This window comes from Isoptericola sp. b515 (assembly GCF_030588125.1).
Lineage (GTDB): Bacteria > Actinomycetota > Actinomycetes > Actinomycetales > Cellulomonadaceae > Isoptericola > Isoptericola sediminis.
Window position 1 is genome coordinate 560,632 of sequence record NZ_JAUQYR010000002.1, and the last position, 25,806, is coordinate 586,437.

The window sequence follows — 25,806 nt, forward strand, 5'->3', positions numbered from 1 at the left end:
TCACCCATGAGCCAGCACCTGCCGCTCGTCGGAGCGGATCAGCCGGGTGCCGAGCTGACCGCCGGGCAGGACGGTGCGACGATCCGTCGCACCGTCCTGCCCGGCGGTGTGCGTGTGCTGACCGAGCACATGCCGGGGCTGCGCTCGGCCACCGTCGGCGCCTGGGTCGGCGTCGGGTCCCGCGACGAGACCGACGGGCACCACGGATCGACCCACTTCCTCGAGCACCTGCTGTTCAAGGGCACGGCGCGCCGGTCGGCGCTGGACATCGCCGAGGCGTTCGACGCCGTCGGCGGCGAGGCCAACGCCGCGACCGGCAAGGAGCACACGTGCTACTACGCGCGGGTGCTCGACGCCGACGTCCCGATGGCGGTCGACGTCGTCAGCGACATGATGACCTCGGCACGGCTCGACCCCGACGAGCTCGAGACGGAGCGGGGTGTGATCCTCGAGGAGCTCGCGATGGCCGAGGACGACCCCGCGGACCTGGCGCACGAGCGGTTCGCCGCCGCCGTGCTCGGCAGCCACCCGCTGGGCCGTCCGATCGGCGGCACCCCGGACGCGATCCGTGGCGTGCCGCGCGAGGCGGTCTGGGAGCACTACCGGTGGCACTACCGGCCCGAGACCCTCGTGGTCGCGGCGGCGGGCGGTGTCGACCACGACCGGCTCGTCGACCAGGTCGGCGAGGCGTTGTCGGCCGGCGGCTGGGACCTGACCGTCCCCGCCAGCCCGCGGCCGCGGCGGTCGGACGCCCCGGAGTCGGACGGCGTGCCCACCGAGGGCGTGGACGTCACCGTGCACCGCCCGATCGAGCAGGCGAACGTCATCCTCGGCACCACCGGGCTGAGCGCGACCGACGAGCGCCGCTTCACCATGACCGTGCTCAACGCGGTGCTCGGCGGCAGCATGTCCTCGCGGCTGTTCCAGGAGATCCGGGAGAAGCGCGGGCTCGCCTACGCCACGTACTCCTTCGCCCAGGGCCACGGGGGACTGGGGACCTTCGGGCTGTACGCGGGATGCACGCCCGGGCGCACCGACGAGGTCGTCACGATGCTCGGCGCCGAGCTCGACCGGCTGGCCGAGGACGGCATCACCGTCGCGGAGCTCGACCGGTCCGTCGGGCAGCTCTCCGGCGGGCTCGTGCTCGGGCTCGAGGACACCGGGTCGCGGATGAGCCGCCTGGGCCGGTCCGAGCTCGTCCTGGGCGAGCTGATGACCGTCGACGAGTCCCTGGAGCGCATCCGGTCCGTGACCCGCGAGGACGTGCGTGAGCTCGCCGCCGACCTGGCCGCGCGGCCGCGGTCGGTGGTGCGGGTGGGGCCCTTCACGGAATGAGGAGATGATCGTGAGCAGCAGCAGCGCCGTGAGGGTGGCCGTCATCGGGGCGGCCGGCCGCATGGGTGGCCAGACGTGCGCCGCCGTCGAGGCCGCCGAGGACCTGGAGCTCGTCGCGCGCATCGGCGCCGGCGACGACGTGGCGGCCGTCGTCCGCGAGTCCGGGGCCCAGGTCGCGATCGACTTCAGCGTCCCCGCCGCCACCGAGGCGAACGTGCACGCGGCGCTGGACGCCGGCGCCGACGTCGTGGTCGGGACCACCGGCTGGGACGACTACTCGCGCGGCCGGGTGGCCGAGCACCTCGAGCGGCTCGCCGCGGCGGGCGACGGGCCGGGTCCTGGCGTCCTCATCGCGCCGAACTTCGGGCTGTCCGCCGTGCTGGCGATGACGTTCGCCGCCCGGGCGGCGCGCTACTTCGAGTCCGCGGAGGTCGTCGAGCTGCACCACCCGGACAAGGTCGACGCGCCCTCCGGCACGGCACGGCACACGGCGGCCGCGATCGCCGCCGCACGGGCGGAGGCCGGCCTGGAGCCGTCCCCGGACGCCACCCAGAACGGCTGGGACGCCCGGGGCGCGGACGTCGACGGGGTCCGGGTGCACGCGGTCCGGCTGCGCGGTCTCGTCGCCCACGAGGAGATCCTGTTCGGCAACGCCGGCGAGCAGCTCACGATCCGGCAGGACTCCTTCGACCGTGCCTCGTTCATGCCGGGCGTGCTGCTCGCGGTGCGCGAGGTCGGCTCGCGGCCGGGTCTCACCGTCGGCCTCGAGAACGTGCTGGACCTGTCGTGACCTCGTCCGAGCCGTCCCCGGCCACCCGGAGCCGCCCGCCGCGCGGTCTCGTCGGCGCCCTGGCCGTCACCGGGCTGCTGGCGATCTACGTCTGGGCGATCGCCGGACGCGGCGTCGCGATGATCGCCAGCGGCGAGGCGGTGCTGGTCGCGATCGGCGTGGCGGTGCTCGTCATCCCGCTGCTCGTGGTCGGGCTCATCGCCCGCGAGTTCTGGCTGGCGGCCCGGGTGCAGCGCATGGCCGACACCCTCGCCGGGGCCGGCGAGCTCCCGGTCGACGACCTGCCCCGGTCCCCGGGTGGACGCATCGACCGCGACGCGGCCGACGCCGCGTTCGCGGAGGCGCAGCGGGCCGTCGAGGCCGAGCCCGAGAGCTGGCGGGCCTGGTACCACCTGGCCTTCGCCTACGACGCCGCCCACGACCGCCGCCGCGCGCGCGCCGCGTTGCGCCGGGCCTCCTCGCTGTTCTCCGGCTGACCCCTCACCGGGCCGGCCACCGCGTCCAGCAGTACAGGTGGTGGCGGACGTCGGCGGCCCGGCACGCGAGCTCGCCGAGACCCTGGAGGGCCCGTGCCAGCTCCTCGGCGTCGCCCGCGTGCTCGCCCCCGTGCACCCAGCGGTGCGCCGCCTCGCCGAGCTCGTGGGGGGACGCCGCCGCCAGGTGCGCGGCCAGCTCGTCGGCGACGGTGACGACGAACGGGCCCTCGTCGCGGCCGTCGACGACCTGCCCGTGGCGCGCGGCGCCGGTCACCTCGCCGTAAGGCAGCCCGAACGTGGTGCCGGCCAGCACGGCGAGGGCGACGAACGGGTCGACGGACGGCAGGGCCACGGTGTCGAAGAGCGGTTCGCCCGAACCGCGCGTCGGTGTGCTGGGCCCGTCCTCGACCTGCAGCACCGTCGCGGCCAGGGCGTCGGAGGGAGCGGCGAAGTAGTCCGTGATCATCGGTTCCGTCGGACTCGCCAGACGCCGCCGCCTGCTGCTCGGACCTGCGGACCCATCCCCGACCTCGGACATGCGCCCAGCCTGCCATCAGGGTGCTACGGCATCGTCACGCGCGGGTTACCGCGCGGGGTCGTGCGGGAACGCCTGCCGTGCCACGACCACCACGGCACCGGCCAGCGCCATGGCCGACGCCCCGGTCCAGGCGAGGGTCGCCAGACCCGGCCCCGCGACGACCACGGACCCCACGGCCGCCCCCAGACCGATGCCGAGGTTCGAGGTGGCGTTGACGAACGCCCCGGCGACGTCGGCGCTCGCACCGCGGGCCCGCAGCGCCAGCGTCTGGAAGGCGGCCGGCACCGCCCCGAACGCGGCGAGCCAGACGGCCGCACCGACCAGCACCACGCCCTGGTGCGGCAGCCCCAGCGCGACGGCCGCCAGGGCGAGCACCATCACGGCGATCGTGGCGAGGGTCAGGGTCCGTGGCCTGCGGTCCAGGTAGCGGCCGGCCGCCCACAGGCCCAGGATCCCCAGGGCACCGAAGACGAGCAGGGTCGGGCCGACCGCGGCCTCGCCGAGCCCCGTCGCGAGCAGCAGCAACGAGATGAACGTGTAGACGGTGTACTGGCCCACGAACAGCAGGGTGTTGGTGCCGACGACGACCCCGAGGCGCGAACGCGCGCCACGGGCGTCGGAGGAGGCGCCCTCGCCCGCACCCGGCGCGACCTCCACCGGGGGCAGCAACCGGGCGACGAGGACCGCGGTCAGCGCGCAGACGCCGGCCAGGACGGCGAAGGACCACCGCCAGCCGACGGCCGCCCCCAGCGAGGTGGACAGCGGGACGCCCAGGACGAACCCGAAGGTGCCGCCGGTGGTCACGAGCGTCACGGCGCGTCCCGTGTACAGGGGCGAGACCAGCCGGGCCGCGTAGGCGATGGACACCGAGAAGAAGAGGGCGTGCCCGAGGCCGCCGAGCGTCCGGGCGGCCACGACGACGCCGAAGGACGGTGCGACGGCGGCGAGCAGGTTCGCGGCGGTGTAGACGACGACCGTCGTGAGCAGGAGCGGCTTGCGGGCCAGGCGCCGGGTGGCCAGCGTCAGCGGCACCGCGCACGCCGCGACGACGAAGGCGTAGACGGACACCAGCAACCCGGCGGTGGACTCGGGGACGCCGAGGCCACCCGCGAGCTGCGGCAGCAGGCCGACCGGCAGGACCTCGGTCGTGATGGCGACGAAGTTCGCCACCGCCAGGACCGTGATCCCCGCGGCGGCGTCCCGGACGGTGCGGTGTGTCACCGGGACATCCTGTCACCGCGACGTCGGGCCCGGACGTCGGCCGGGGTGGGAGTGGCGGTCATCACGGTTCGTCGACCGGTCGAACGGGTACTTACCGACTGGTCGGGGTTCGCGCGACCCTGGCATGATGGCCACGTGACGGGCGAAGGAGTGCGATGACGACGACGGGTGCGACGCCGCAGGCCGGAGCCGCGCGGGCGGGGGGCTACGCCCGGGGGCGCAGGAAGCGTGAGCAGATCCTGCAGGCGGCGATCACGCTGTTCGGGGAGGCCGGCTTCCACGGCACCTCGCTGCGGGACATCGCCGGTGCCGCCGGCATCTCCCATCCCGGCCTGCTGCATCACTTCCCGACCAAGGCCGCGGTGCTCGAGGCGCTCCTGGAGCACCGCGACGCGGTCGACGAGGCGGACCTCGAGGCGGACCGGGAGCGGGGGACCGACCTCTTCACCGCGCTCGTGCACCTGATGGAGCGCAACGCGCTCCGGCCCGCCATCGTCGACCTGTACACCTCGGTCGCCGCGGAGGCGACCTCCGCGGACCACCCCGCGCACGCGTACTTCGAACGGCGATACGCCCGGACGATCGCGCTGATCGTCGACGAGCTCGCCGCCCGCCGGGACGCCGGCGAGCTCGTGCCCGGACTCGACCTCGAGACCACGGCACGGTCGCTCGTCGCGATCATGGACGGCATGCAGCTGCAGTGGCTGCTCGCCCGCGACCTCCCGCGCGCACAGCGCCCGGACATGGCGGCCACGCTGGGGGCCTACCTCGACCTGATCCTCGTCACCCCGCCGCAGGACGCCCCCGCTCCCTGAGGCTCGCGGGCGCGTCCGCGCCGGTGCGCATAGCATGGCCGCAGGTCAGCAGGCATCGACGAAGGGCTCGCATGGCACGCGACGACGCACCCACCCCGGACGAGACGGTCGACGCGACGCCGCCGGACCCGCACAACCCCTTCCGGCGGATCTGGTGGCTGCCCGTGCTGCGGGGCACGGCCTTCATCGTGCTCGGCCTGCTGCTGATGATCGAGCCGCTCGAGGAGCTGGAGATCCTGCGGCTGCTCATCGGGATCTTCCTGGCGTTCGACGGGGTGCTGGTCCTGGTCCAGTGGGTGGCGCACCGTCGGCAGGTCGGATCCGCCTGGTGGCTCGCCCAGGCGGGCGTGAACATCGGATTCGGTGCCGCCGTGGCCCTGTGGCCGGACCTGACGCCCACCCCGCTCTACTACGTGCTCGCCGTCTGGGCGATCGTGCTCGGCGTGGTGGCGATCATCGGCGGGGCCGCGCTGACCCGGAACCGCGACCTCGGCTGGCCGTGGATGGTCGCGTTCGGGATCACGGCGACGCTGTTCGGGCTGCTGCTGGTCACCCGGCCGCTGGACTCCCTCGACGTGCTCCGGCTCGTGGCGATCGTGTTCGCCCTGTTCGCGTTCGTCGCCGGGGCGCTGGACATCGTCTCCGGGTTCGCCGTCCGGTCGGTGGCACGGGAGCTGAGCAGCCTGCGGGAGCAGGCCGAACGAGTGGGGGTCACCGTGACCGGGGGGTCCGTCCTCGGGTCCGCGAACCCGCAGGTCACCCCCGCGCGGGCCTCCGGTCCGCGGTCCGCCGGCGCCCTCACGGACGGAGGCGGCTCCGGCACATCTCCGGCGTCGGAGCCCGAGGACGACTCCGCCTCGCCCGTGGCACGTCCCGCCACGCCGGGCGCGGACGCGATCACCAGCGGTGGCTCCGCCGCGGACGACAGCCGCACCCCGCCCTCGGCCGGCGAGCACGGCCCGCACGACGCGACGGCCGACGGGACCGAGGAGCGCGCGGACGGCACCGCGACGCCGGAGCGGTCGCCGCGCCGGTGGCGGGGCGACCGCTCCTGAGGACTACGCCAGCGGCATGCCGACGTACTGGGTCTCCTGGTACTCGGCGATGCCCTCGAAGCCGCCCTCGCGCCCGATCCCGGACTGCTTCATGCCGCCGAAGGGCGCCGCGGCGTTGGAGATGACCCCGGCGTTGAGCCCGAGCAGACCGAACTCCAGGCGCTCGGCGAACCGCAGACCCCGGGGGACGTCGCGGGTGAACACGTAGGACGCCAGCCCGTACTCGGTCGAGTTCGCGAGCGCGACGGCCTCGTCCTCGCTGGAGAACGTCGCCACGGGGGCGACCGGCCCGAAGATCTCCTCGCGCATGCAGCGCGCGTCCGGCGGCACGTCGCGCAGCAGGGTCGGGGAGAAGAAGTGCCCGGTGCCGTCCGGGCGGTCACCGCCGACGACGAGCGTCGCGCCGCGCTCGACGGCGTCGTCGACGAACGCCTGGACGGAGTCGACCGCCGACGGCTCGATGAGCGGACCGAGGGTCACGCCGTCGTCCAGCCCGTTGCCGACGACGACGTCGCGCAGCTTCTGCGCGAGCCGGTCGACGAACGCGTCGGCGACGTCCTCGTGGACGTACATCCGGTTGGCGGCCGTGCAGGCCTCGCCGCCGTTGCGGAGCTTGGCGGCCAGCGCCCCGTCGACGGCGGCATCGAGGTCGGCGTCCTCGAAGACGACCAGCGGGGCGTTGCCGCCCAGCTCCATCGACGTGCGCAGCACGTTCGTCGCGGCGTCGCGCAGGAGCGACTGCCCGACGGCGGTGGAGCCGGTGAAGGACAGCTTGCGCAGGCGCGGGTCGGCCAGGATCGGTTCGCTCACCGTGGAGGCCGACCGCGAGGGCACGACGTTCAGCACGCCGTCCGGCACCCCGGCCTCCACCATCAGCCGGGCGAACAGCATCGAGGTCAGCGGGGTGAGCCGGGCCGGCTTGAGGATCGTCGTGCACCCGGCGGCCAGCGCCGGGGCCACCTTGCGGGTCGCCATCGCCAGGGGGAAGTTCCACGGCGTGATGAGGAACGACGGGCCCACGGGGCGACGCTGCACGAACATGCGCAGGCTGCCCTCGGGGGTGTGCGTGTACCGGCCGACGTCCTGGGTGGCCTGCTCGGCGAACCAGCGGACGAACTCGCCGCCGTAGGTCACCTCGCCGCGGGACTCGGCCAGCGGCTTGCCCATCTCGAGCGTCATGACCGTGGCCAGGGTCTCGGCGTGCTCCTGCACGAGGTCGAAGCCCCGGCGCAGGATCTCGGCACGTTCCCGCGCCGACGTCGCGCCCCAGGAGTCCTGCGCCGCCGCCGCGGCGTCCATGGCGGCCTGCGCGTCGTCCGCGGTCGCGGAGGCGACCCGGACGAGCTCGGTCTCGGTGGCGGGGTTCTCCACGGCGAATGTGCCGCCGTCCGACGCGTCGCGCCACTCGCCGCCGATCAGCAGACCGGTCGGGACGGCGTCCAGGGCCTCGGGGACCAGGTCCCGGGTGCTGGGCGTGCTGCTGGTGCTCATGGTCACTCACCTTCCTCGGGGGACGTGCGATGGTCGGCCCGGCGCGCGACGAGTCGGCGCGCACCCTGGGCGACGAGGGTGACGTCGGCGCCCACGGCGACGAACGCCGCCCCGGCCTCGACGTAGCGGTCGGCCATGGCCGGGTCGAACGCGTTGACCGCCACGGGGGTGCCGGCGCGGTGCCCGGCCTCGATCGCGGCGTGCACGGCGGCCACGACCTCCGGGTGGTCCTGCTGGCCCAGGTGGCCCAGGGACGCCGCGAGGTCCGCGGGACCCACCAGCACGGCGCCCACGCCGTCGACGGCGGCGATCGCCTCGGCCGCCTCGACACCCGCGCGGGTCTCCAGCTGGACGACGAGGGTGATCCCGTCGTCGGCACCGTCCAGGTAGCCGTTGACGCCGTTCCAGCGCGAGGAGCGGGCCAGGGCGCTGCCGACGCCGCGGATGCCCGCGGGCGGGTAGCGCACCGCGCGGACGGCCTCGGCGGCCTCGGCGGGGGAGTCCACCATCGGCACCAGCAGGTTGGTGGCCCCCAGGTCGAGGACCTGCTTGATGCGCACGGGGTCCCCGGACGGCACCCGGACGAGCGTGGCCACCGGGTAGGCCGCGGTCGCCTGGAGCTGGCCGAGGACCGTCGTCAGGTCGTTGGGCCCGTGCTCGCCGTCGACGAGGACGACGTCCAGGCCGCTGCCGGCGAGGATCTCCGCGGCGAGCGGGCTGCCGAGGGACGACCAGGCCCCGACCAGGGCTCGGCCCTCGGAGGCGGCGGCGTCCAGGAGGTCGGCCAGGGAGGTGTCGGTGCTCAGACGAAGCGGCATGTCACGGCTCCCAGCTCGGCGTAGTCGGCGTGCACGGTGTCACCGGGGTGCACCCAGGTCGGTCGGGTGAACGACCCGGCCAGGACGGTCTCGCCCGCGGCCAGGAAGTCGCCGTGAGCCGCCAGCTTGTCGGCCAGCCAGGCGACGCCGGCCGCGGGATGGCCGAGCACGCCCGCTGCGACGCCGGTCTCCTCGATCGTCTCGTTGCGGTACAGCAGCGCCGGGACCCACCGCAGGTCGACGTCGTCGGGTCGCACGGGCCGCCCGCCCAGGACCATCGCGCCCATCGCGGCGTTGTCGCTGATGGTGTCGACGATGGTGCGCCCCGGCATCTCGACGCGGGCGTCGAGGATCTCCAGCGCGGGGACGACGCGTTCCGTCGCGCGCAGCACGTCCGTGACCGTGACGCCGGGTCCCTGCAGCGCCTCGCCGAGCACGAACGCCAGCTCGACCTCGACCCGGACGTTGGACCAGGCGGCGTGCTCCACGATGCTGCCCGACTCGAGCACCATGTCGTCGAAGATCACCCCGTAGTCCGGTTCGGTGATCCCGGTGGCCGCCTGCATGGCCTTCGACGTCAGGCCGATCTTGTGCCCCACGACGCGTCGGCCCGCGGCCTCACCGCGCTCGCGCCACGTGCGCTGCACGGCGTAGGCGTCGGCGACGGTCATCCCGGCGTGCCGCGCGGTCAGCAGCGGGACGGGGGTCCGGGTGCGCTCGGCCTCGGCGAGCTCGTCCGCGATCGCCGTCACCGTGCGGTCGTCGAGCGTCCGCTCGCCGTCGGGAGAGCTGCTCACAGCGTCGCCCCGAGCTTGAACCCGTGCTCCGTGTCGCCCTTGCGGGTGTAGGAGAAGCCGTCGGCGCCGATGGTGACCTCCATCTCGCTGTCGTCGGTCCGTGACGTGAGGGGCTGCAGCTCGCCGTCGAGGTCGAGCACGCGGGAGGCGTCCGTGTACCAGCTCGGCACCACGGGGTTGCCCCACCAGTCGCGGCGCTGGTTGTCGTGCACGTCCCAGGTGACCACGGGGTTGTCCGGGTCGCCCGTCCAGTAGTCCTGGGTGTAGATCTCCACGCGGTGGCCGTCGGGGTCGCGCAGGTACAGGTAGAACGCGTTGGACACGCCGTGGCGGCCCGGCCCGCGCTCGATGCTGTCCGTCATCCGCAGCGCACCGAGCTTGTCGCAGATCGCCAGGATGTTGTGCTTCTCGTGGGTCGCGAACGCGACGTGGTGCATGCGCGGTCCGTCGCCGCCGGTCATCGCCGTGTCGTGGACGGTCGGCTTGCGGCGCATCCATGCCGCGTAGGTGGTGCCGGCCTCGTCCTGGATGTCCTCGGTGACGCGGAACCCGAGGTTCTCCATGTACGCCACGGCACGCGGGACGTCCGGCGTGACCTGGTTGAAGTGGTCGATGCGCACCAGCGCGCCCGGGGTGTGCCGGTCGTAGGCCCAGGCGAGCCGCTCGACGTGGTCGACCTCGTGGAAGAACTCGTAGGGGAAGCCCAGCGGGTCCGTCACGCGCACGGAGTCGCCGACGCCCTTGACCCACCCGTCGGTCCGGCGCTCGACCCGGCAGCCGAGCTCGGTGTAGAACGCGACGGCCCGGTCGAGGTCCTCGGGTGTGCGCACGCGGTAGCTGAACGCCGCCACGGCGGCCACCGGCCCGCGCCGGAGCACGAGGTTGTGGTGGATGAACTCCTCGAGGCTGCGCAGGTAGACGGTGTCCTCGTCCTCCTCGGTCACGACGAGGTCCAGCACGTCGACGTAGAACCGGCGGCTGGCCTCGAGGTCGGTGACCACGAGCTCCATCGAGGCGGCGCGCACGACGTCCGGCGGCGGGCTGGACGGGGTGGGCACCGGGTCCGTCGTGCGGATCGGGGACTCGTCGGTGACGACGGGTTCGGGGGTGTTCGGGTCGAGAGTGCTCATGCGGGGCGTCCTTGCCTGGTGCGGGAGTGTCAGTTCTTGCCGAAGGTCGGGTTGTGGACCGCGCCGAGCGTGATGTGCACGGCCTGCTGGTCGGTGTAGAAGTCGATCGAGCGGTAGCCGCCCTCGTGCCCCAGACCGGAGGCCTTCACGCCGCCGAACGGGGTACGCAGGTCGCGCACGTTGTTCGAGTTGAGCCAGACCATCCCGGCCTCGATCGACTGGGAGACGTTGTGGGCTCGCTTGAGGTCGTTCGTCCACACGTAGGCGGCCAGGCCGTAGCGGACGGCGTTGGCGAGCTCGACGGCCTCGGCCTCGGTGTCGAACGGCGTGATCGCCACGACGGGTCCGAAGATCTCCTCCTGGAAGATGCGTGCGTCGGGTGCCACGTCGGCGAACACCGTCGGTGCGACGAAGTTGCCGGTCGGGAAGCCCTCGGGACGTCCGCCGCCGGCGACCAGGCGGCCCTCGGACCGGCCGAGCTCGACGTAGCCCATGACCTTCTCGAAGTGCTCGGGGTGCACCAGTGCGCCGACCTCGGTGTCGGGGTCGTGCGGGTGGCCCACCACGACGCGCCGTGCCTGCGCCGCGTAACGCTCGACGAACTCGTCGTACACGGACCGCTCGACGAGGATCCGCGATCCCGCGGTGCAGCGCTCGCCGTTGAGGGAGAAGACGCCGAAGATCGTCGCGTCGATCGCGGCGTCGAGGTCGGCGTCCGCGAACACGACCGCGGGCGACTTGCCGCCGAGCTCCATCGAGAGGCCCTTGAGATGCGGGGCGGCGTTGGCGAAGATCACCTCGCCGGTGCCGGACTCGCCGGTGAAGGAGATCAGGGGGACGTCCGGGTGCTTGACCAGCGCGTCACCGGCCTCCTCGCCCAGGCCGTTGACCAGGTTGAACACACCGGCGGGCACCCCTGCCTCGGCGAAGATCCCGGCCCACAGCGACGCGGACAACGGGGTGAACTCGGCCGGCTTGAGGACCACCGTGTTGCCCGTGGCGAGCGCCGGGGCCAGCTTCCACGACTCGAGCATGAACGGGGTGTTCCAGGGCGTGATCAGCCCGGCCACCCCGATCGGCTTGCGGTTGACGTAGTTGATCTGGCGTCCGGGCACCTTGAAGGTGTCGTCGCTCTGCGCCACGACCAGGTCGGCGAAGAACCGGAAGTTCTCGGCCGCGCGACGTGCCTGCCCGAGAGCCTGCGTGATCGGCAGGCCGGAGTCGAAGGACTCCAGCTCGGCGAGCCGGGCGTCACGGGACTCCACCAGGTCGGCGATCCGGTGCAGCACGCGGGAGCGTTCGCGCGGCAGCATGCGCGGCCACGGACCGTCGACGAACGCGCGCCGGGCGGCGGCGACGGCGGCGTCGACGTCGGCCTGCTGCCCGGCGGCCGCGGTGAGGTAGGTCTGGTTGGTCACCGGGTCCAGGACCTCGAACGTCTCGCCACCGATCGAGTCGACCTCGTGGCCGTCGATGTAGTGGCGGATCCGGTCCGGGAGCCCGTCGGGGCGGTGCGGTGCGTCGGTGGCGGGAGCGGTCATCGGTCCTCCTGGTGGTGCGGTCGGTGGGCCGCCTGGTAGGCGAGCACCGCGTCGAGGGTGGCGGTGCGGTGACGGCGTGCGGTGAGCTCGAGCTCGGTGGCCTCGACGCGGCCCGCCTGCAGGTCCTCGACGAGGTCGAGGATCCGGTCGTGCTCGGCGACCGACTCGTGCGCCCGGCCCGGCACGAACCCGAACGACGAGTCGCGCAGGACCTTCATGCGGCGCCAGCCGCGGTGGACGAGGTCGAGGACGTGCGGGTTGGGGCACGGCTCGAACAGCACGGCGTGGAACTCGAGGTTGAGCTCGGTGACACGGTGGGGGTCGAAGTCGGCCAGGCTCTGGCGCATCCGGGCGTTGACCTGCCGGGCGGCCCGGAGCTGGTCGGCCGTCAGCAGCGGAGCGGACAGCGCGGTCGCGAATCCCTCCACGAGAGCGAGGGTCTGCATGGTGTGCTGGTACTCGGCCTCCTGGACGAGCGCCACCTGCGCGCCCACGTTGCGCTCGTAGGTGACGAGCCCCTCGGCCTCGAGCCGCCGGACCGCCTCGCGGACGGGGACGACGGAGACGTCGAGCTCACCGGCGATCTGGGAGAGCACCAGCCGGTAGCCGGGTCCGAGCGTCCCGTCCTCGATCCGGTCGCGCAGGTAGGTGTACGCGCGCTGCGACTTGCTCACGCCGCCCGCGGTGAGGCGCGCGTCGTCGGCGGTGGGGGTGCTCACCGGTCGCCCTCCCGCTCGGCCTCGTAGCGCGCGCGCCAGTGCGCGTCCATGGGGAACAGGCCGTCGACCGGTGCTCCCTCGGCCACCTGGCGTGCCACGAAGGCGTCGGCGGCCTCGGCCTCCTCGGCCTCGGCGAGGACCTCCTCGACCAGCGCCGCCGGGATGACCAGGGCGCCGTCCCGGTCGCCGACGACGACGTCACCCGGCTGGACGGCGGCGCCGCCGCAGGCGACGGTGACGTCGGACTCCCAGGGCACGTGGCGGCGGCCGAGCACCGACGGGTGGGGGCCGGCGGAGAAGACGGGCAGGCCGATCTCGGCGACCGCCTCGGCGTCGCGCACACCGCCGTCGGTGACCACGGCGGCCGCGCCGCGCACCTTCGCGCGCAGGGCCAGCACGTCGCCCACGGTCCCGGTGCCACGCTCCCCCCGGGCCTCGACGACGAGCACCTCGCCGGGGCCGACGGTGTCGAAGGCGCGCTTCTGGGCGTTGTAGCCGCCGCCGTGCGCGGCGAACAGGTCCGGTCGGAACGGCACCAGCCGCAGCGTGCGGGCGGGACCGACGAACCGGTCGTCGGGGTGCAGCCCGTGCACCCCTTCGAGGAAGACGTCGGTGTGGCCGCGCCGGCGCAGCGCGGCGGAGAGGGTGGCCACGGCCACGGTGGCGAACCGGGCGCGCTGGTCGTCGGTCAGCACCGGCGCCGGAGCCGGTGCTGCGGTCGCCGGCGGCTCGGTGCCCCAGGCCTCGGCACGCTGCGTCGCGTCGACCGCCGGCTGGGAGCCGAAGTCTCCGAAGGGTGTCGTGCCCGCGGTCACGCGGGTGACCAGGCGTCCGCTGGTGGGCGCGCCGGGTGAGTCGGGGGCGTCCACCTCGACCTCGACGGTCTGGCCCGGCTCGACGACGGAGGAGCCGGCAGGCGTCCCGGTGAGGATCACGTCGCCGGGATCGAGCGTGAAGTGCTGGGACAGGTCGGCGACGAGGCGCCCGACGTCGAACAGCAGGGTCGCGGTCGAGTCCTCCTGGACGAGCTCGCCGTCCACCCAGGTGCGTACGCGCAGCCCCGCGGGGTCGACGTCGTCGGCCGGGATCCAGCGCGGACCCAGGGGAGTGAAGCCCTCGCCGCCCTTGGAGCGCAGGTTGGAGCCCTTGTCCGCGCTGCGCAGGTCGTACAGACCGAAGTCGTTCGCGGCCGTGACGGCGGCGACGTGCGACCAGCCGTCGGCCGGGTCGACCCAGCGCGCCGGGGTGCCGATCACCACGGCCACCTCGCCCTCGAAGGCGAGCAGCTCGGTGCCGGCCGGACGTTCGATCGTGGCGTCGCTCGGCGCGAGCGAGGAGACCGGCTTGAGGAAGTAGGACGGCTGGCTCGGCGTCCGTCCGCGCTGTGCCGCGCGCGACGGGTAGTTGAGGTGGACGGCGATGATCTTGCCGGGCGCGAGGCCGTCGGGCAGCAGCGTCCGTGCCGCGGCCGACGGGCCGGCCGAGGTGTCGTCGTCGGTGACCACAGGAACCCCCTTGTCGTGTCGTATCACTCATCGTATACGATGCGAGCCTCGAGCGGAATCGACAGAGGAGTCCCCGCATGACCGTGAGCACCGTCGCCACGACCCCGACAGATCGGCGCGAGCTGCGCCGGGTCGCCTTCGCGACCGTCATCGGTACCACCATCGAGTGGTACGACTTCTTCCTGTACGCCAGCGCCGCGGGCCTGGTGTTCAGCGCACTGTTCTTCGAACCGGCCGGCTCCGCGGTCGGCACCCTGCTGGCCTTCGCGACCGTCGGCATCAGCTTCCTGTTCCGGCCGCTGGGGGCATTCCTCGCCGGTCACTTCGGCGACAAGATCGGTCGCAAGGCCGTGCTCGTCGTGACGTTGATGCTGATGGGGGGCGCCACGACGCTGATCGGGCTGCTGCCGACCTATCAGCAGATCGGCATCCTGGCCCCGATCCTGCTGGTGCTCCTGCGAATCCTGCAGGGCCTGTCCACCGGCGGCGAGTGGGGCGGCGCCGTCCTCATGGCCGTCGAGCACGCGCCGGACGGCCGGCGCGGCCGCATGGGCGCCTTCCCCCAGATCGGCGTCCCCATCGGTCTGCTGCTCGCCTCCGGTGTGCTCGCGCTCATGACCGGCGTCGTCTCGCCCGGCGACGCGTTCGTCGAGTGGGGCTGGCGGATCCCGTTCCTGCTCAGCGTCGTGCTGATCGTGGTCGGCATCGTGGTGCGGCGCACGGTCGAGGAGAGCCCGGTGTTCGTCGAGATCGCCGAGAAGAAGTCCGCCGCGCGCACGCCGGTCACCACCCTGTTCCGTCAGCACTGGCTGCTCGTGCTGCTCGCCGCCCTGACCTTCGCGGGCAACAACGCCGCGGGGTACATGACCACCGGCGGCTACCTGCAGAACTACGCCACGACCCCGCTGGACGAGGGGGGTCTGGTCGGGATGGACCGCACGCCGGTGCTCCTGGCGGTGGCCGGCGCGTCCGTCGTCTGGCTGGTGTGCACCTACGCGGCCGGTGTCGTCTCCGACCGCATCGGGCGACGCAACACCTACATCATCGGCTGGCTCGCGTTCCTCGGCACCGTGTTCCTGCTGTTCCCGCTGGTGAACACGGGGGACCCGTGGCTGCTGTTCCTGGGCGTCTCGCTGTTCGCGGTGGGCAACGGCTTCACCTACGGCCAGCAGGCGGCCTACTTCGCGGAGCTCTTCCCTGCCTCGATCCGCTACTCCGGGGTGTCCATCACCTACGCGATCGGTGCGATCCTCGGCGGCGCGTTCGCCCCGACGATCGCCGCCTGGCTCGTGCAGACCACCGGCAGCGCCACCTCCGTCGCGTTCTACATCGCGGGGATGATGGTGGTCGCCTTCGCCGCCACCCTGCTCCTGCGCGACCGCACCGGCATCCCGCTCGGACCGGAGCACGAGGCCGAGCAGGTCGCCAGCCCCGTGTTCGGGCTGCCCCGAGCCTGAGACCCCGGCAGGACGGCGCCGGGCGCACCGGCGCCGTCCTGCCGAGGATGTGTTGGATGATCGAACCCCGGCGACGCCGCCGGGACATCGAGGACGATGAGGAGCACCCGTGCAGTTCCACCACCACGGCTACGTGTCCGGCGACCCGCGGGTCCTGCCCGCCGCCGGGACGGGCCTCGACCGGCCCGCCGAGCTGCCCGACGAGGTCGACGTCCTCGTCGTCGGCTCCGGCCCGGCGGGCATGCTGCTCGCCGCGCAGATGTCGCAGTACCCCGACGTCACGACCCGCATCATCGAGCGGCGGCCAGGACGGCTCGTGCTCGGCCAGGCGGACGGCATCCAGCCGCGCAGCGTCGAGACGTTCCAGGCCTTCGGGTTCGCCGAGCAGATCACCGCCGAGGCCTACAACATCGGCTGGATGAACTTCTGGGGCCCGGACCCCGACGACCCGGGCCGGATCGTGCGCACGTCGCGCACGGAGGACTACGGGCTGAAGATCAGCGAGTTCCCGCACCTCATCGTCAACCAGGCGCGCGTCCTCGACTACTTCGCGCAGGCGGCCGCGAACGGTCCCGCCCGGATCGCGCCCGACTACGGCGTCGAGTTCCTCGGGCTCACCGTGCACGAGGGGCCCGACGCCGGCCCGTATCCCGTCGAGGTGCGCGTCCGGGAGACGGCCGGCGACCTGCCGGGCCGGGAGCGCACCGTCCGCGCGAAGTACGTCGCCGGGTGCGACGGCGCCCGCAGCGCCGTGCGCGAGGCGATCGGCCGCCGCCACGTCGGCGAGTTCGCGGCGCACGCCTGGGGCGTGATGGACGTGCTGGTGAACACCGACTTCCCCGACTGGCGCATCAAGTGCGCGATCAACTCCGAGGCCGGGAACATCCTGCACATCCCGCGCGAAGGGGGATACCTCAGCCGCATGTACGTCGACCTCGGCGAGGTGCCCGAGAACGACCACCACGAGGTGCGCAGGACGCCGGTCGAGGAGATCATCCGGCGCGCCAACGAGATCCTCACGCCCTACACGCTCGACGTGGTGGACGTCGCCTGGCACAGCGTCTACGAGGTCGGGCACCGGGTGACCGACCGGTTCGACGACGTCCCCGAGGGCTCGGAGCGCACGCCGCGGGTGTTCCTCACCGGGGACGCCTGCCACACGCACAGCGCGAAGGCGGGGCAGGGGATGAACGTCTCGATGCAGGACGGGCTGAACCTCGGCTGGAAGCTCGGCTCCGTGCTCACGGGGCTCAGCCCCGAGTCCCTGCTCGCGACCTACTCGTCCGAGCGGCAGCCGGTGGCCCAGGAGCTGATCGACTTCGACCGGGAATGGTCCAGCCTCATGGCGCGCAAGCCGGAGGAGATCTCCGACCCGACCGAGCTCGCCCAGCACTACCTCGCGACCTCCGAGTTCCCCTCGGGGTTCATGACCCGGTACGCGCCGTCGATGATCGTCGGCGAGCCGACGCACCAGGAGCTGGCCGCCGGGTTCCCGATCGGCAAGCGGTTCAAGTCCGCCGAGGTGACGCGGGTCGCCGACGGCAACGCCGTCCACCTGGGCCATCACGCCCGGGCGGACGGCCGCTGGCGCCTCTACGCGTTCGCCGACGCCTCCCGCGCCGGTGAGGACTCGGCGCTCGCCGCGTGGGCGGCGTGGCTGGACTCGGCGGAGTCGCCGGTGGCGAGGCACACCCCGGCCGGGGCCGACGTCGACGCCGTCTTCGACGTCAAGGTGGTCTACCAGCAGGCCTTCCAGGAGGTGGACCTCGCCGGTGTCCCCGGGGTGTTCCGCCCGCGGACCGGTCCGCTCGGACTCATCGACTGGGAGAAGGTGTTCGCCGCGGGGCCCACCGTGTGGACCGGCGTCGACATCTTCGCCGAGCGGGAGCTGTCGCGCGACGGCGTGGTCGTCGTCGTGCGCCCCGACCAGTACGTGGCGCACGTGCTCCCGCTGACGGCCACCGACGAGCTGGCCGCGTTCCTGGACGGGGCCTTCGGGAGCTGACACGGACGGCGGGGCCGCCGGCGGCGGCCCCGCCGTCGTGGGGGAGCGGTTCGCGGCGCTGCGTTCGCGCGGCGCCGGTGTCGCCATGGTCGCGGCCGACCGTGCCGGTCCGACCCGAGGTCGCGCCCGGCCACCGTCGCCGAGCCCTGGTCGGAACGCCGCGCCGGCTTCCAGCTCGCGGCCGGCTCCGGGGCGACCTCGACGTGCGAACGGCGACGCCGCCGCTGTCGGCGACGGCCGGCGTGACCGGGTGGGTCCCGGGCGGGGCGGCGGACGGAGGGCAGGTCCGGTCCGGGACCACGAGCCGTCGATGCTCACGTGTGACAGAGCGTTGCGTCCGGTGGAGGGCCTCTCCGTGCTCAGGTGCGGTCCTCGCGCCCGATCGACTGTGCGCCGGTGACGGCACCGCCTTCCTCAGGTGCGGGTGCGGTCGTCCTCGTCGGCGCGGGCTGCTCGCCAGGCGAACACGGTTGACAGCGCAGCCACGACGACGGCGGCGCCGAGGACGGTGGTGATGCCGAGATGGTCCGCCGAGAGCCCTCCGGCGATGCTGCCCACCGGGACCACACCGTAGGTGATGGCGCGTCGCAGCGCGGAGACGCGGCCGAGAACGCCCGGCTCGGTCCGTGCCGCGACGATCGCCGACGTCTGGACGTTCACCACGACGATGCAGATGCCCCACGTCACCGCGTGCGCCGTGAGCAGGGGAAGTGCCCACCCCGCGACCGCCAGGGCGGTCAGGGGAAGGGCAGAGACGACGGTGAGACAGGCGCTCGCGGCCCAGACGACCTGAGACCGGGAGACGCCGCTGACGACTCTCTCCGCGACAAGGCTGCCGACGAGCCCACCAGCGGCACCTGCGGTGACCAGCGCGCCGTAGACACTGGTCCCGATGTCGAGCGTGCGGAGCAGGAAGATGGCCTCGACGCTCGAGAACACCGCGAGGCCGAGGTTGGTGCACGTGCTCGACCAGGTGAGACGGCGGACGACCGGGTCGGTGCGAAATGCGGCGAGACCGTGGACGACGTCGTCGGCGAAACGGCGGACACCCGCCCGGACGCCAGGGGGAGGTCGGTCACCGGAGGGCGTCGTCTCCGTAGGGGCGCTGGTGCCATCCCGTCCGGCGAGGAACACCGCGGCGGCGACCGCTGTGACGGCGGCGACCACCATCAGCGGAGCGGCGTCCATCGCCGCGAGAACAAGTCCCGCCGCGGCCGGGACGACCAGGGCGAGCGCCGTGTCCGCGGACTGCAGGCGGGCGACGAGCCTCCCGACGCCGCCACGACCGACCACCTGAGTCGCTCGGACCATCTGACCGGTCTCGCTGGCCGTGCCGGTCACGCCGATCATGAAGCTGGCCGTGGCGAGGAGCCAGAACGAGAGGTGACCGGTCGCGAGCAGAGCTGCCGTGGCGACGCAGACCCCTGCCCGGACCGTCGCCGCCCACATCATCACGACCCGTGCCTCCGTACGGTCCACGATGACGCCGATCGGTGCACCAAGAAGGAAGAAGGCCAGCGTTCCCGCCGCGTTGAGCATCCCGATCTCGACGGCGGACGCGCCCACGGCGAGCACGGCCGTGACATCCACCACGACGTCGATCAGGTTGCGCGAGGCCGCATCGAACCCGTTGGACAGCACGAGCCTGTGCGCAGGCGTGCCTCGGGGTGACCGTTGCCTCTGACGAAGGCGCTCCAGAGCCGTCCGGTCGTCACGCATCGCGGAATCGCATCGTCGTCGTGGCGGGGCAAGTACCGGAGCGTCGCCTCGATCGTGCTCCGTTGCCCGTTGAATGCGTCCACCAGGTCGGGATGCCCCTGTGGCCTCCCGGGCGAACGCCGACACCTCCGTCGGCGACGGCGACCCGGATCATCGCGACACCGCCGGCCAGGTGCCAGGAGGAACGGCTCATCGCCGGAACATACCGGACATCACGGCGCCGGCGCCGCCGGTGTCAGCGCCGGTTCACGCGCAGGATCTCCTCCTGGTACGGCGCGACGACGGTGGGGGAGACGCGGCAGTCCAGCAGGAGGAAGCGGCGCTCGTCCTCCGGTTCCTCCCGCCAGGTGGCGAGCCGGTCGAGGTCCGCCAACGAGCGCACGACGATCCCCTCGGCGCCGACGGCGCTCGCCAGGGCCGCGAAGTCGGTCTCCGGGATGCGCATCGGCCCCTCGGCGAGCCCCTGGCGCCCGTACACGTGCACCTCGGCCCCGTAGACGGTGTCGTTCCACACGACGGCCACGCCGCGGCCGCCCGCGGTGCGCACCGCGGTCTCGAGGTCGGCCAGGGCCATCAGCCCGCCGCCGTCACCGGTGGTGAGCACCACGGCCGACTCCGGGCGGGCCGCGGTCGCGCCCGGCACGCTGGCCAGGCCGAGCCCGATGGACTGGTACGCGGTGCCGACCATGATCATGCGGTCGGGGGAGGCGACCGGCCAGTACATGTTGGCCCAGCCGATGAAGTGGCCGCCGTCGGAGACGACGACCCGGTCCTGCGGCAGCAGGTGCGCGAGCCGGTGGGCCACCGAGCGGGGGTCGAGGCGTCCGTCCTCCGCGAGGCCGTCGGCCGGCCCGGTCTCGTACTGCCGCGCGGGGGCGGCGTCCACGGACTCACGCCAGCCGGACGGCGTCGCGCCGAGCGCGGCGAGCTCGTCCACCAGCGCACGGGCCACCAGAGCCGCGTCACCGCGGATGAACCCGCCCACGTGCCGGTGGGTGCCGGCCTCGGCGGTGTCCACCTGGACGACCCGCGTGCCCGGGGCGAACAGCTCGCCGAACCGCATCGTGAACTGGTTGAGCGACGCGCCGAACACGACGACGACGTCCGCCTCGTGGGCGAGCTTCATCGCGCCGTCGGCCCCGAACCCTCCGGCCACGCCGAGGTCGTGGCGCGCGTCGGGGAAGATGCTGCGCCCCAGGGCGGTGGTCATCGTCAGCGCCCCGGTGGCGTCCGCGAGCTCGCCGAGCGGTTCGCCCGCCTGCGCCAGCCACGCCCCGCGGCCGGCGAGCAGCAGCGGCCGCTCGGCGTCCACGAGCGCCTTGGCGAGGTGGGAGATCGCCGCCCGGTCGAACGGGCCGTCCGGAGCGGCCGGCTGCGGCAGCACGGGCTGCGGGGCCTCCGGCACGGGCCCTGCCTCGCGCGCCGCCACGTCGTAGGGGACGGCCAGCACCACCGGGACGCGATAGGTGAGGGAGTGCTCGATCGCGATCACCGTGGTCGCGGCGGCGTCGGTGCGCCCGACGGTGTAGGTCCGTGCGCCGACGGCCGCCGCCAGGGCGATCTGGTCCACGTCCCACGGCCGCGGGCCCGACGTCGGCTCGTCCCCGGCGAGCAGCACCAGCGGGACCCGGGCCTGCGCCGCCTCGGCCAGGGCCGTCAGCGTGTTCGTGAACCCGGCCCCGTAGGTGACCGTCGCGGCGGCGATCCGGCCGGACGCGCGGTAGTGGGCGTCCGCGGCCACGACGGCACCGGCCTCGTGGCGCACCGCGGTGAACCGGCAGGAGGTGTCCTTCTCGAGCGCGTCGAGGAACCAGGCGTTGCCGTTGCCCATGACACCGAAGACGTGGTCGACGTGCTGGGCGAGGGTGCGCGCCACGTGGGCAGAGACATGGGTGTGCGAGGTGGGCACGAGATACTCCGGGTCAGTGACGGATGAGGGATGCAGTCCGTATGTGCCCGGGTCGCGCCCGTCGTCGGGCCGCCCGTGCGCCCCTTTTTCGAGCGCAGGCGATCTGTCCACCTTGACCCGGTCGAGTCTAACGGCTCGCCGGACCGTCGGCCAGGACCGGGCGCCTCGTCGCCGACGCCCGCCGTGGGCCCGGGCGTCAGATCGAGGCGGACCAGCGGCGTTCGACGACGTCGCGCACCCCGGTCGCCAGGGACCGTTCCGTCCCGTCGGGGCCGAGCCCGGAGGACGACAGGAACCGTTCCCGGCCCTCGTCGCCGTCGAGGACCCAGGTGACGACCTCGCTCTCGCCGTCGGTACGCAGCCGGTCCACGGCGGCGGCCAGCAGTCGTGAGCCGTGCCCGCCGCGCCGTGCGTGCGGGACGACCTCCAGGGACATCACCTGACCGGGGGCCACCGCGGCGAAGCCGACGACGACCGGGCCGTCCAGCGCGACGAGGACTGCGAACCCCGGCCCGGGCGGCCGGCGGATGGCGTCGGCCCAGCGCTCGGTCATGGCCGCGGTGTCGAGGGCGTCGACGGCGCCCCCCAGCACGTCGGCGTGGGTGGTGCGCCAGGCCTCGACCTGGATGCGGGTCACGGCCTCCTCGTCGCCGGCGACGGCGGGCCGCACCGAGACGTCGGCGGTCTCCTGGAACAGTGCCATCGTTCCACCCTAGTGCGGGCTCAGCCCCACCCGAGCGCTCGCAGGCCGGCCGCGGTGGCGGCGGCGAGCACGATCACCAGGACGAAGGGCGCGCGCAGGGCGAGGGCGACCGCCGCCACGGCCAGCGCCGGCAGGCGGGCGTCGACGACGAGCGCCGTGCCGTCGGCGAACGTCTGCACCACGACGAGCGCCACCAGCAGCGCCACGGTCACCAGCACCGAGGTGCGCTGCACCCGGTCGGTGGCGAGCCAGTGCTGCGGCACGTGGTGGCCGGCGAGCTTGAGGCCGAGGCTGACCACCGAGGCGACGAGCACGGTCAGCCAGAGGGCGGCGGGGGTCACCGGTCACCTCCCGTCCGGGTCCCCGGTGCGGGGGCGAGCAGCCCGACGACGACGGCGGCCGCCGCGGCCGCCAGCACCGGGACGCCGGCGGGCGCGACCGGGACCAGCGCGGCCGCGACCAGGACGGCGAGCCCGGCCACGAGACGACCGCTCCGGGTGGCGAGCCGCGGCCAGACCAGCGCCAGGAAGGCCGCCCCCGCCGCCGCGTCCAGGCCCCACGCCCGGGGGTCGCCGAGGGCGTCGCCGGCCAGCGCCCCGAGCAGGGTGCAGGCGTTCCACAGCACGAAGACGCCCAGGCCGGTCGCCCAGAACCCCGCCCGCACGGCCCGCGGGTCGCGCTGCGCCACGGCCACGGCGGTGGACTCGTCGATCGTCAGGTGGGCGGCGGCCCACCGGCGCCAGCCGCGCAGGCCGAGCAGCGGGGAGACCACCGCCCCGTACAACGTGTTGCGGACGCCGAGCAGGCTCGACGTGGTCACCGCGGCCAGCGGTGTGCCGCCGGCGGCCACGACCCCGATCAGGGCGAACTGCGAGCCGCCGGAGAAGAGCAGCAGGCTGAGCACGGCGGTCTGGGCGACGGAGAGTCCGGCCACGACGGCCAGCGCACCGAAGGAGATGCCGTACAGACCCGTGGCGACGGCCACGCCGGCACCCTGGCGCACGGCGGCCGAGACCGCGGGGGAGAGGGGGCGGGACACCGGGTCATCGAACCACGCTCCCGACCCACCGGTCGCGCCCGGCGCGGCGCGACAATCCGTGGACACCGGCGTCGCATCGGGGCCCTCGACAGGTACGGTGTTCCCATGACACTGCCCGGCACCCCCGAGCGCCCGTTCGGCGCGGTCCTGACCGCGATGGTCACGCCCATGACGGCGACCGGGGAGATCGATCTCGAGGCCGCGGCTCGCCTCGCGACGCGGCTGGTGGACGCGGGGAACGACGGCCTCGTCCTGTCCGGGACGACGGGCGAGGCGCCCGTGACCCACGCCCCCGAGAAGGCGGCGCTGGTGCGCGCCGTCGTGGACGCCGTCGGCGACCGCGCGACGATCCTGTCCGGTGCCGGCTCGAACGACACCGCGCACGCGGTCCGGATGGCCGAGCAGGCCGCCGAGGCCGGTGCCGACGGGCTGCTCGTCGTGTCGCCCTACTACTCGCGGCCCACGCAGGAAGGGCTGTACCAGCACTTCGCGACCGTGGCCGGTTCCACCGACCTGCCGGTGATGCTCTACGACATCCCCGGTCGCGCCGGCGTGCGGATCGCCCCGGCGACCTACGAGCGGATCGCCGCCCACCCGCAGGTCGTGGCGACCAAGGACGCCACCGGCGACGTCGGGTCCGTGCCCGCGCTGCAGAAGCTCACCGGGCTCGCCTGGTACTCCGGCGACGACGGGCTGCTGCTGCCCTTCCTCGCCCACGGCGCGGCCGGGATCGTCTCGGTGTCCGCCCACCTCGTCGGCGACCGCTTCGCGGAGGTCGTGCGACGCTTCACCGACGGTGACCACGCCGGGGCCCTCGAGGTCTTCAGCACGACGCTGCCCGTCCTGGCCGCCATGAACGGCGCCGGTGCGCAGGCCGTCATGGTCAAGGCCGCCCTGGAGCTCCTCGGTGTCCACCACAACCGCGAGCTGCGCCTGCCGAACGTCGCCGCCACGGACGACGACGTCATCGCGCTGCGCGCCTCCCTCATCGCCGGCGGGATCCTCGAACCCGCCACCACCCACTAACGACACGACACAGGCCAGGAGGCCCCGTGAGTCACCCTCACCCCGAACTACCCCTGCCCCCCGAGCTGCCGGCGAACGGTCTGCGGATCGTCGCCCTCGGCGGGCTGGGAGAGGTCGGCCGCAACATGGCCGTCCTCGAGCACCGCGGCCGTCTGCTCATCATCGACTGCGGCGTCCTCTTCCCCGAGGACCACCAGCCGGGCGTGGACCTGATCCTGCCCGACTTCGACTACATCGCCGACCGCATGGACGACGTCGAGGCGATCGTGCTCACCCACGGCCACGAGGACCACATCGGTGCCGTGCCCTACCTGCTGCGGCTGCGCCGCGACATCCCGATCTACGGCTCCCGGCTGACCCTCGCGTTCATCGAGGCCAAGCTCAAGGAGCACCGGATCAAGCCGGTCACCCACGTCGTCGCCGAGGGGGACACGGTCCAGCTGGGGGAGTTCGGCTGCGAGTTCGTCGCCGTCAACCACTCCATCCCGGACGCGCTGGCCGTCGCGGTGACCACCGCCGCCGGCACCGTGCTGCACACCGGCGACTTCAAGATGGACCAGCTGCCCCTGGACGGCCGCGTCACCGACCTGCGGGCCTTCGCCCGGCTCGGCGAGAAGGGCGTCGACCTGTTCATGGTCGACTCCACCAACGCCGAGGTGCCCGGCTTCGTGACCAACGAGGCGGACATCGGCCCGGTGCTCGACAGCGTCTTCGCCCAGGCCGAGAAGCGCATCGTCGTCGCCTCGTTCTCCTCGCACGTGCACCGCGTGCAGCAGGTGCTCAACGCCGCCCACGCCCACGGCCGCAAGGTGGCGTTCGTGGGGCGCTCGATGGTGCGCAACATGGGCATCGCCGCCGAGCTCGGCTACCTGGACGTCCCCCCGGGCGTGCTCATCGAGCTCAAGCAGGCCACCAACCTGCCCGACGACCAGGTCGTGTACATGAGCACCGGGTCCCAGGGCGAGCCGATGGCGGCGCTGAGCCGGATGGCGAACGGCGACCACCAGGTCAACGTCGGCCACGGGGACACCGTGATCCTCGCCTCCTCGCTCATCCCGGGCAACGAGAACTCCGTGTTCCGGGTCATCAACGGCCTGACCCGGCTGGGCGCGCGCGTCGTGCACTCCGGCAACGCCAAGGTGCACGTCTCCGGGCACGCCAGCGCCGGTGAGCTGCTCTACTGCTACAACATCCTGCGCCCGAAGAACGTCATGCCCGTGCACGGCGAGGTGCGCCACCTGGTCGCCAACGCGGCGCTCGCGGTGAAGACCGGTGTCCCGGCCGACCACGTGGTGCTCGCCGAGGACGGGGTCGTCGTCGACCTGGTCGACGGCCAGGCCTCCGTCGTCGGTGCCGTCCCGTGCGGCTACGTCTTCGTCGACGGGTCCTCCGTGGGCGAGGTCACCGAGAGCGAGCTGAAGGACCGTCGCACCCTCGGCGAGGAGGGTTTCGTCTCGGTCTTCGCCGTCGTGGACACCGCCACCGGCAAGGTGCTCGCGGGTCCGCAGATCCTCGCGCGCGGCATGGCCGAGGACGACGCCGTGTTCGAGGAGATCATGCCTGACGTGGTCCAGGCACTGGAGGAGTCGATCGCCGGCGGCGCCACCGACACCTACCAGATGCAGCAGATCATGCGCCGCGTCATCGGCCGCTGGGTGAACCGTCGCCTGCGGCGTCGCCCCATGATCGTGCCGGTGGTCGTCGAGGCCTGACGGCC

The 25,806-nt window shown here is 73.5% G+C and carries 23 protein-coding genes; 9 read left to right on the plus strand and 14 right to left on the minus strand.

The window, feature by feature from the left end; genetic code table 11:
- Positions 1 to 6 precede the first annotated feature (6 nt).
- The 3 genes from Q6350_RS08330 to Q6350_RS08340 are packed head-to-tail and all read left to right on the plus strand — an operon-like array spanning position 7 to position 2,601.
- The gene (locus tag Q6350_RS08330; RefSeq protein WP_171246274.1) at positions 7 to 1,335 is read left to right on the plus strand and encodes a pitrilysin family protein; all 1,329 of its coding nucleotides are present in this window, start codon (positions 7 to 9) and stop codon (positions 1,333 to 1,335) included.
- Positions 1,336 to 1,345: 10 nt separating this feature from the next.
- A complete protein-coding gene (gene dapB / locus Q6350_RS08335; RefSeq protein ID WP_305065929.1) occupies positions 1,346 to 2,125 on the plus strand; it encodes a 4-hydroxy-tetrahydrodipicolinate reductase in 780 nt (259 codons plus the stop codon).
- The gene (locus Q6350_RS08340; RefSeq protein WP_305065930.1) at positions 2,122 to 2,601 is read left to right on the plus strand and encodes a hypothetical protein; all 480 of its coding nucleotides are present in this window, start codon (positions 2,122 to 2,124) and stop codon (positions 2,599 to 2,601) included. Before dapB ends, Q6350_RS08340 begins: the two co-directional genes overlap by 4 nt.
- Positions 2,602 to 2,605: 4 nt before the next feature.
- Here Q6350_RS08340 and Q6350_RS08345 read toward each other — a convergent pair whose 3' ends face one another.
- Positions 2,606 to 3,067, minus strand: a complete 462-nt coding sequence (locus tag Q6350_RS08345; protein ID WP_304603673.1) for a hypothetical protein — start codon at positions 3,065 to 3,067, stop codon at positions 2,606 to 2,608.
- Positions 3,068 to 3,184: 117 nt separating this feature from the next.
- Positions 3,185 to 4,360: an MFS transporter gene (locus Q6350_RS08350; RefSeq protein ID WP_304603674.1), complete on the minus strand. Its 1,176-nt coding sequence runs from the start codon at positions 4,358 to 4,360 to the stop codon at positions 3,185 to 3,187.
- 155 nt (positions 4,361 to 4,515) lie between these two features.
- Between Q6350_RS08350 and Q6350_RS08355 the strand changes: the two genes are divergently transcribed.
- Positions 4,516 to 5,175: a TetR/AcrR family transcriptional regulator gene (locus tag Q6350_RS08355; protein ID WP_171246269.1), complete on the plus strand. Its 660-nt coding sequence runs from the start codon at positions 4,516 to 4,518 to the stop codon at positions 5,173 to 5,175.
- Positions 5,176 to 5,246: 71 nt separating this feature from the next.
- A complete protein-coding gene (locus tag Q6350_RS08360; protein ID WP_305065931.1) occupies positions 5,247 to 6,230 on the plus strand; it encodes an HdeD family acid-resistance protein in 984 nt (327 codons plus the stop codon).
- A gap of 3 nt (positions 6,231 to 6,233) precedes the next feature.
- Here Q6350_RS08360 and Q6350_RS08365 read toward each other — a convergent pair whose 3' ends face one another.
- The 7 genes from Q6350_RS08365 to Q6350_RS08395 are packed head-to-tail and all read right to left on the minus strand — an operon-like array spanning position 6,234 to position 14,177.
- On the minus strand, positions 6,234 to 7,721 hold the full coding sequence (locus Q6350_RS08365) for an NAD-dependent succinate-semialdehyde dehydrogenase (protein ID WP_304603677.1): 1,488 nt from the start codon (positions 7,719 to 7,721) through the stop codon (positions 6,234 to 6,236).
- A gap of 2 nt (positions 7,722 to 7,723) precedes the next feature.
- A complete protein-coding gene (locus Q6350_RS08370; protein WP_305065932.1) occupies positions 7,724 to 8,539 on the minus strand; it encodes an aldolase/citrate lyase family protein in 816 nt (271 codons plus the stop codon).
- Complete coding sequence (hpaH, locus tag Q6350_RS08375) at positions 8,524 to 9,336, minus strand: 2-oxo-hept-4-ene-1,7-dioate hydratase (protein WP_304603679.1); 813 nt, start codon at positions 9,334 to 9,336, stop codon at positions 8,524 to 8,526. Before hpaH ends, Q6350_RS08370 begins: the two co-directional genes overlap by 16 nt.
- Positions 9,333 to 10,466 (minus strand): 3,4-dihydroxyphenylacetate 2,3-dioxygenase, encoded by a 1,134-nt coding sequence (hpaD, locus tag Q6350_RS08380; RefSeq protein WP_171247794.1) that lies wholly within the window; start codon positions 10,464 to 10,466, stop codon positions 9,333 to 9,335. The genes hpaH and hpaD overlap by 4 nt, the downstream gene beginning before the upstream one ends.
- 29 nt (positions 10,467 to 10,495) lie before the next feature.
- Positions 10,496 to 12,007 carry a 5-carboxymethyl-2-hydroxymuconate semialdehyde dehydrogenase gene (hpaE, locus tag Q6350_RS08385; protein WP_171247793.1) on the minus strand — a complete coding sequence of 504 codons (1,512 nt, stop codon included), beginning with the start codon at positions 12,005 to 12,007 and terminating at the stop codon, positions 10,496 to 10,498.
- The gene (locus Q6350_RS08390; RefSeq protein WP_304603680.1) at positions 12,004 to 12,726 is read right to left on the minus strand and encodes a GntR family transcriptional regulator; all 723 of its coding nucleotides are present in this window, start codon (positions 12,724 to 12,726) and stop codon (positions 12,004 to 12,006) included. The genes hpaE and Q6350_RS08390 overlap by 4 nt, the downstream gene beginning before the upstream one ends.
- Positions 12,723 to 14,177, minus strand: a complete 1,455-nt coding sequence (locus Q6350_RS08395) for a fumarylacetoacetate hydrolase family protein (RefSeq protein WP_305065979.1) — start codon at positions 14,175 to 14,177, stop codon at positions 12,723 to 12,725. Before Q6350_RS08395 ends, Q6350_RS08390 begins: the two co-directional genes overlap by 4 nt.
- A 131-nt stretch (positions 14,178 to 14,308) precedes the next feature.
- Between Q6350_RS08395 and Q6350_RS08400 the strand changes: the two genes are divergently transcribed.
- The gene (locus Q6350_RS08400) at positions 14,309 to 15,688 is read left to right on the plus strand and encodes an MFS transporter (protein ID WP_304603681.1); all 1,380 of its coding nucleotides are present in this window, start codon (positions 14,309 to 14,311) and stop codon (positions 15,686 to 15,688) included.
- Between the two features lie 109 nt (positions 15,689 to 15,797).
- Entirely contained in the window at positions 15,798 to 17,693 is a 1,896-nt protein-coding gene (locus tag Q6350_RS08405) for an FAD-dependent monooxygenase (RefSeq protein ID WP_305065933.1), read from the plus strand.
- 414 nt (positions 17,694 to 18,107) lie between these two features.
- On the opposite strand, the gene Q6350_RS08410 is transcribed toward Q6350_RS08405, so the two are convergent.
- The 5 genes from Q6350_RS08410 to Q6350_RS08430 form a co-directional block, all read right to left on the minus strand.
- Positions 18,108 to 19,334 (minus strand): MFS transporter, encoded by a 1,227-nt coding sequence (locus tag Q6350_RS08410; RefSeq protein ID WP_305065934.1) that lies wholly within the window; start codon positions 19,332 to 19,334, stop codon positions 18,108 to 18,110.
- 313 nt (positions 19,335 to 19,647) lie between these two features.
- Positions 19,648 to 21,321 (minus strand): thiamine pyrophosphate-binding protein, encoded by a 1,674-nt coding sequence (locus tag Q6350_RS08415; protein ID WP_305065935.1) that lies wholly within the window; start codon positions 21,319 to 21,321, stop codon positions 19,648 to 19,650.
- A 196-nt stretch (positions 21,322 to 21,517) separates the two neighbouring features.
- Positions 21,518 to 22,024 (minus strand): GNAT family N-acetyltransferase, encoded by a 507-nt coding sequence (locus tag Q6350_RS08420; RefSeq protein ID WP_304603684.1) that lies wholly within the window; start codon positions 22,022 to 22,024, stop codon positions 21,518 to 21,520.
- 20 nt (positions 22,025 to 22,044) lie between these two features.
- Positions 22,045 to 22,365: an AzlD domain-containing protein gene (locus tag Q6350_RS08425; RefSeq protein WP_304603685.1), complete on the minus strand. Its 321-nt coding sequence runs from the start codon at positions 22,363 to 22,365 to the stop codon at positions 22,045 to 22,047.
- The gene (locus Q6350_RS08430; RefSeq protein WP_304607365.1) at positions 22,362 to 23,063 is read right to left on the minus strand and encodes an AzlC family ABC transporter permease; all 702 of its coding nucleotides are present in this window, start codon (positions 23,061 to 23,063) and stop codon (positions 22,362 to 22,364) included. Before Q6350_RS08430 ends, Q6350_RS08425 begins: the two co-directional genes overlap by 4 nt.
- A 105-nt stretch (positions 23,064 to 23,168) precedes the next feature.
- Between Q6350_RS08430 and dapA the strand changes: the two genes are divergently transcribed.
- Together dapA and Q6350_RS08440 are read left to right on the plus strand one after the other, a co-directional pair.
- Positions 23,169 to 24,089 carry a 4-hydroxy-tetrahydrodipicolinate synthase gene (dapA, locus tag Q6350_RS08435; protein WP_305065936.1) on the plus strand — a complete coding sequence of 307 codons (921 nt, stop codon included), beginning with the start codon at positions 23,169 to 23,171 and terminating at the stop codon, positions 24,087 to 24,089.
- A gap of 26 nt (positions 24,090 to 24,115) precedes the next feature.
- A complete protein-coding gene (locus Q6350_RS08440; RefSeq protein ID WP_304603688.1) occupies positions 24,116 to 25,801 on the plus strand; it encodes a ribonuclease J in 1,686 nt (561 codons plus the stop codon).
- Positions 25,802 to 25,806: the final 5 nt, after the last annotated feature.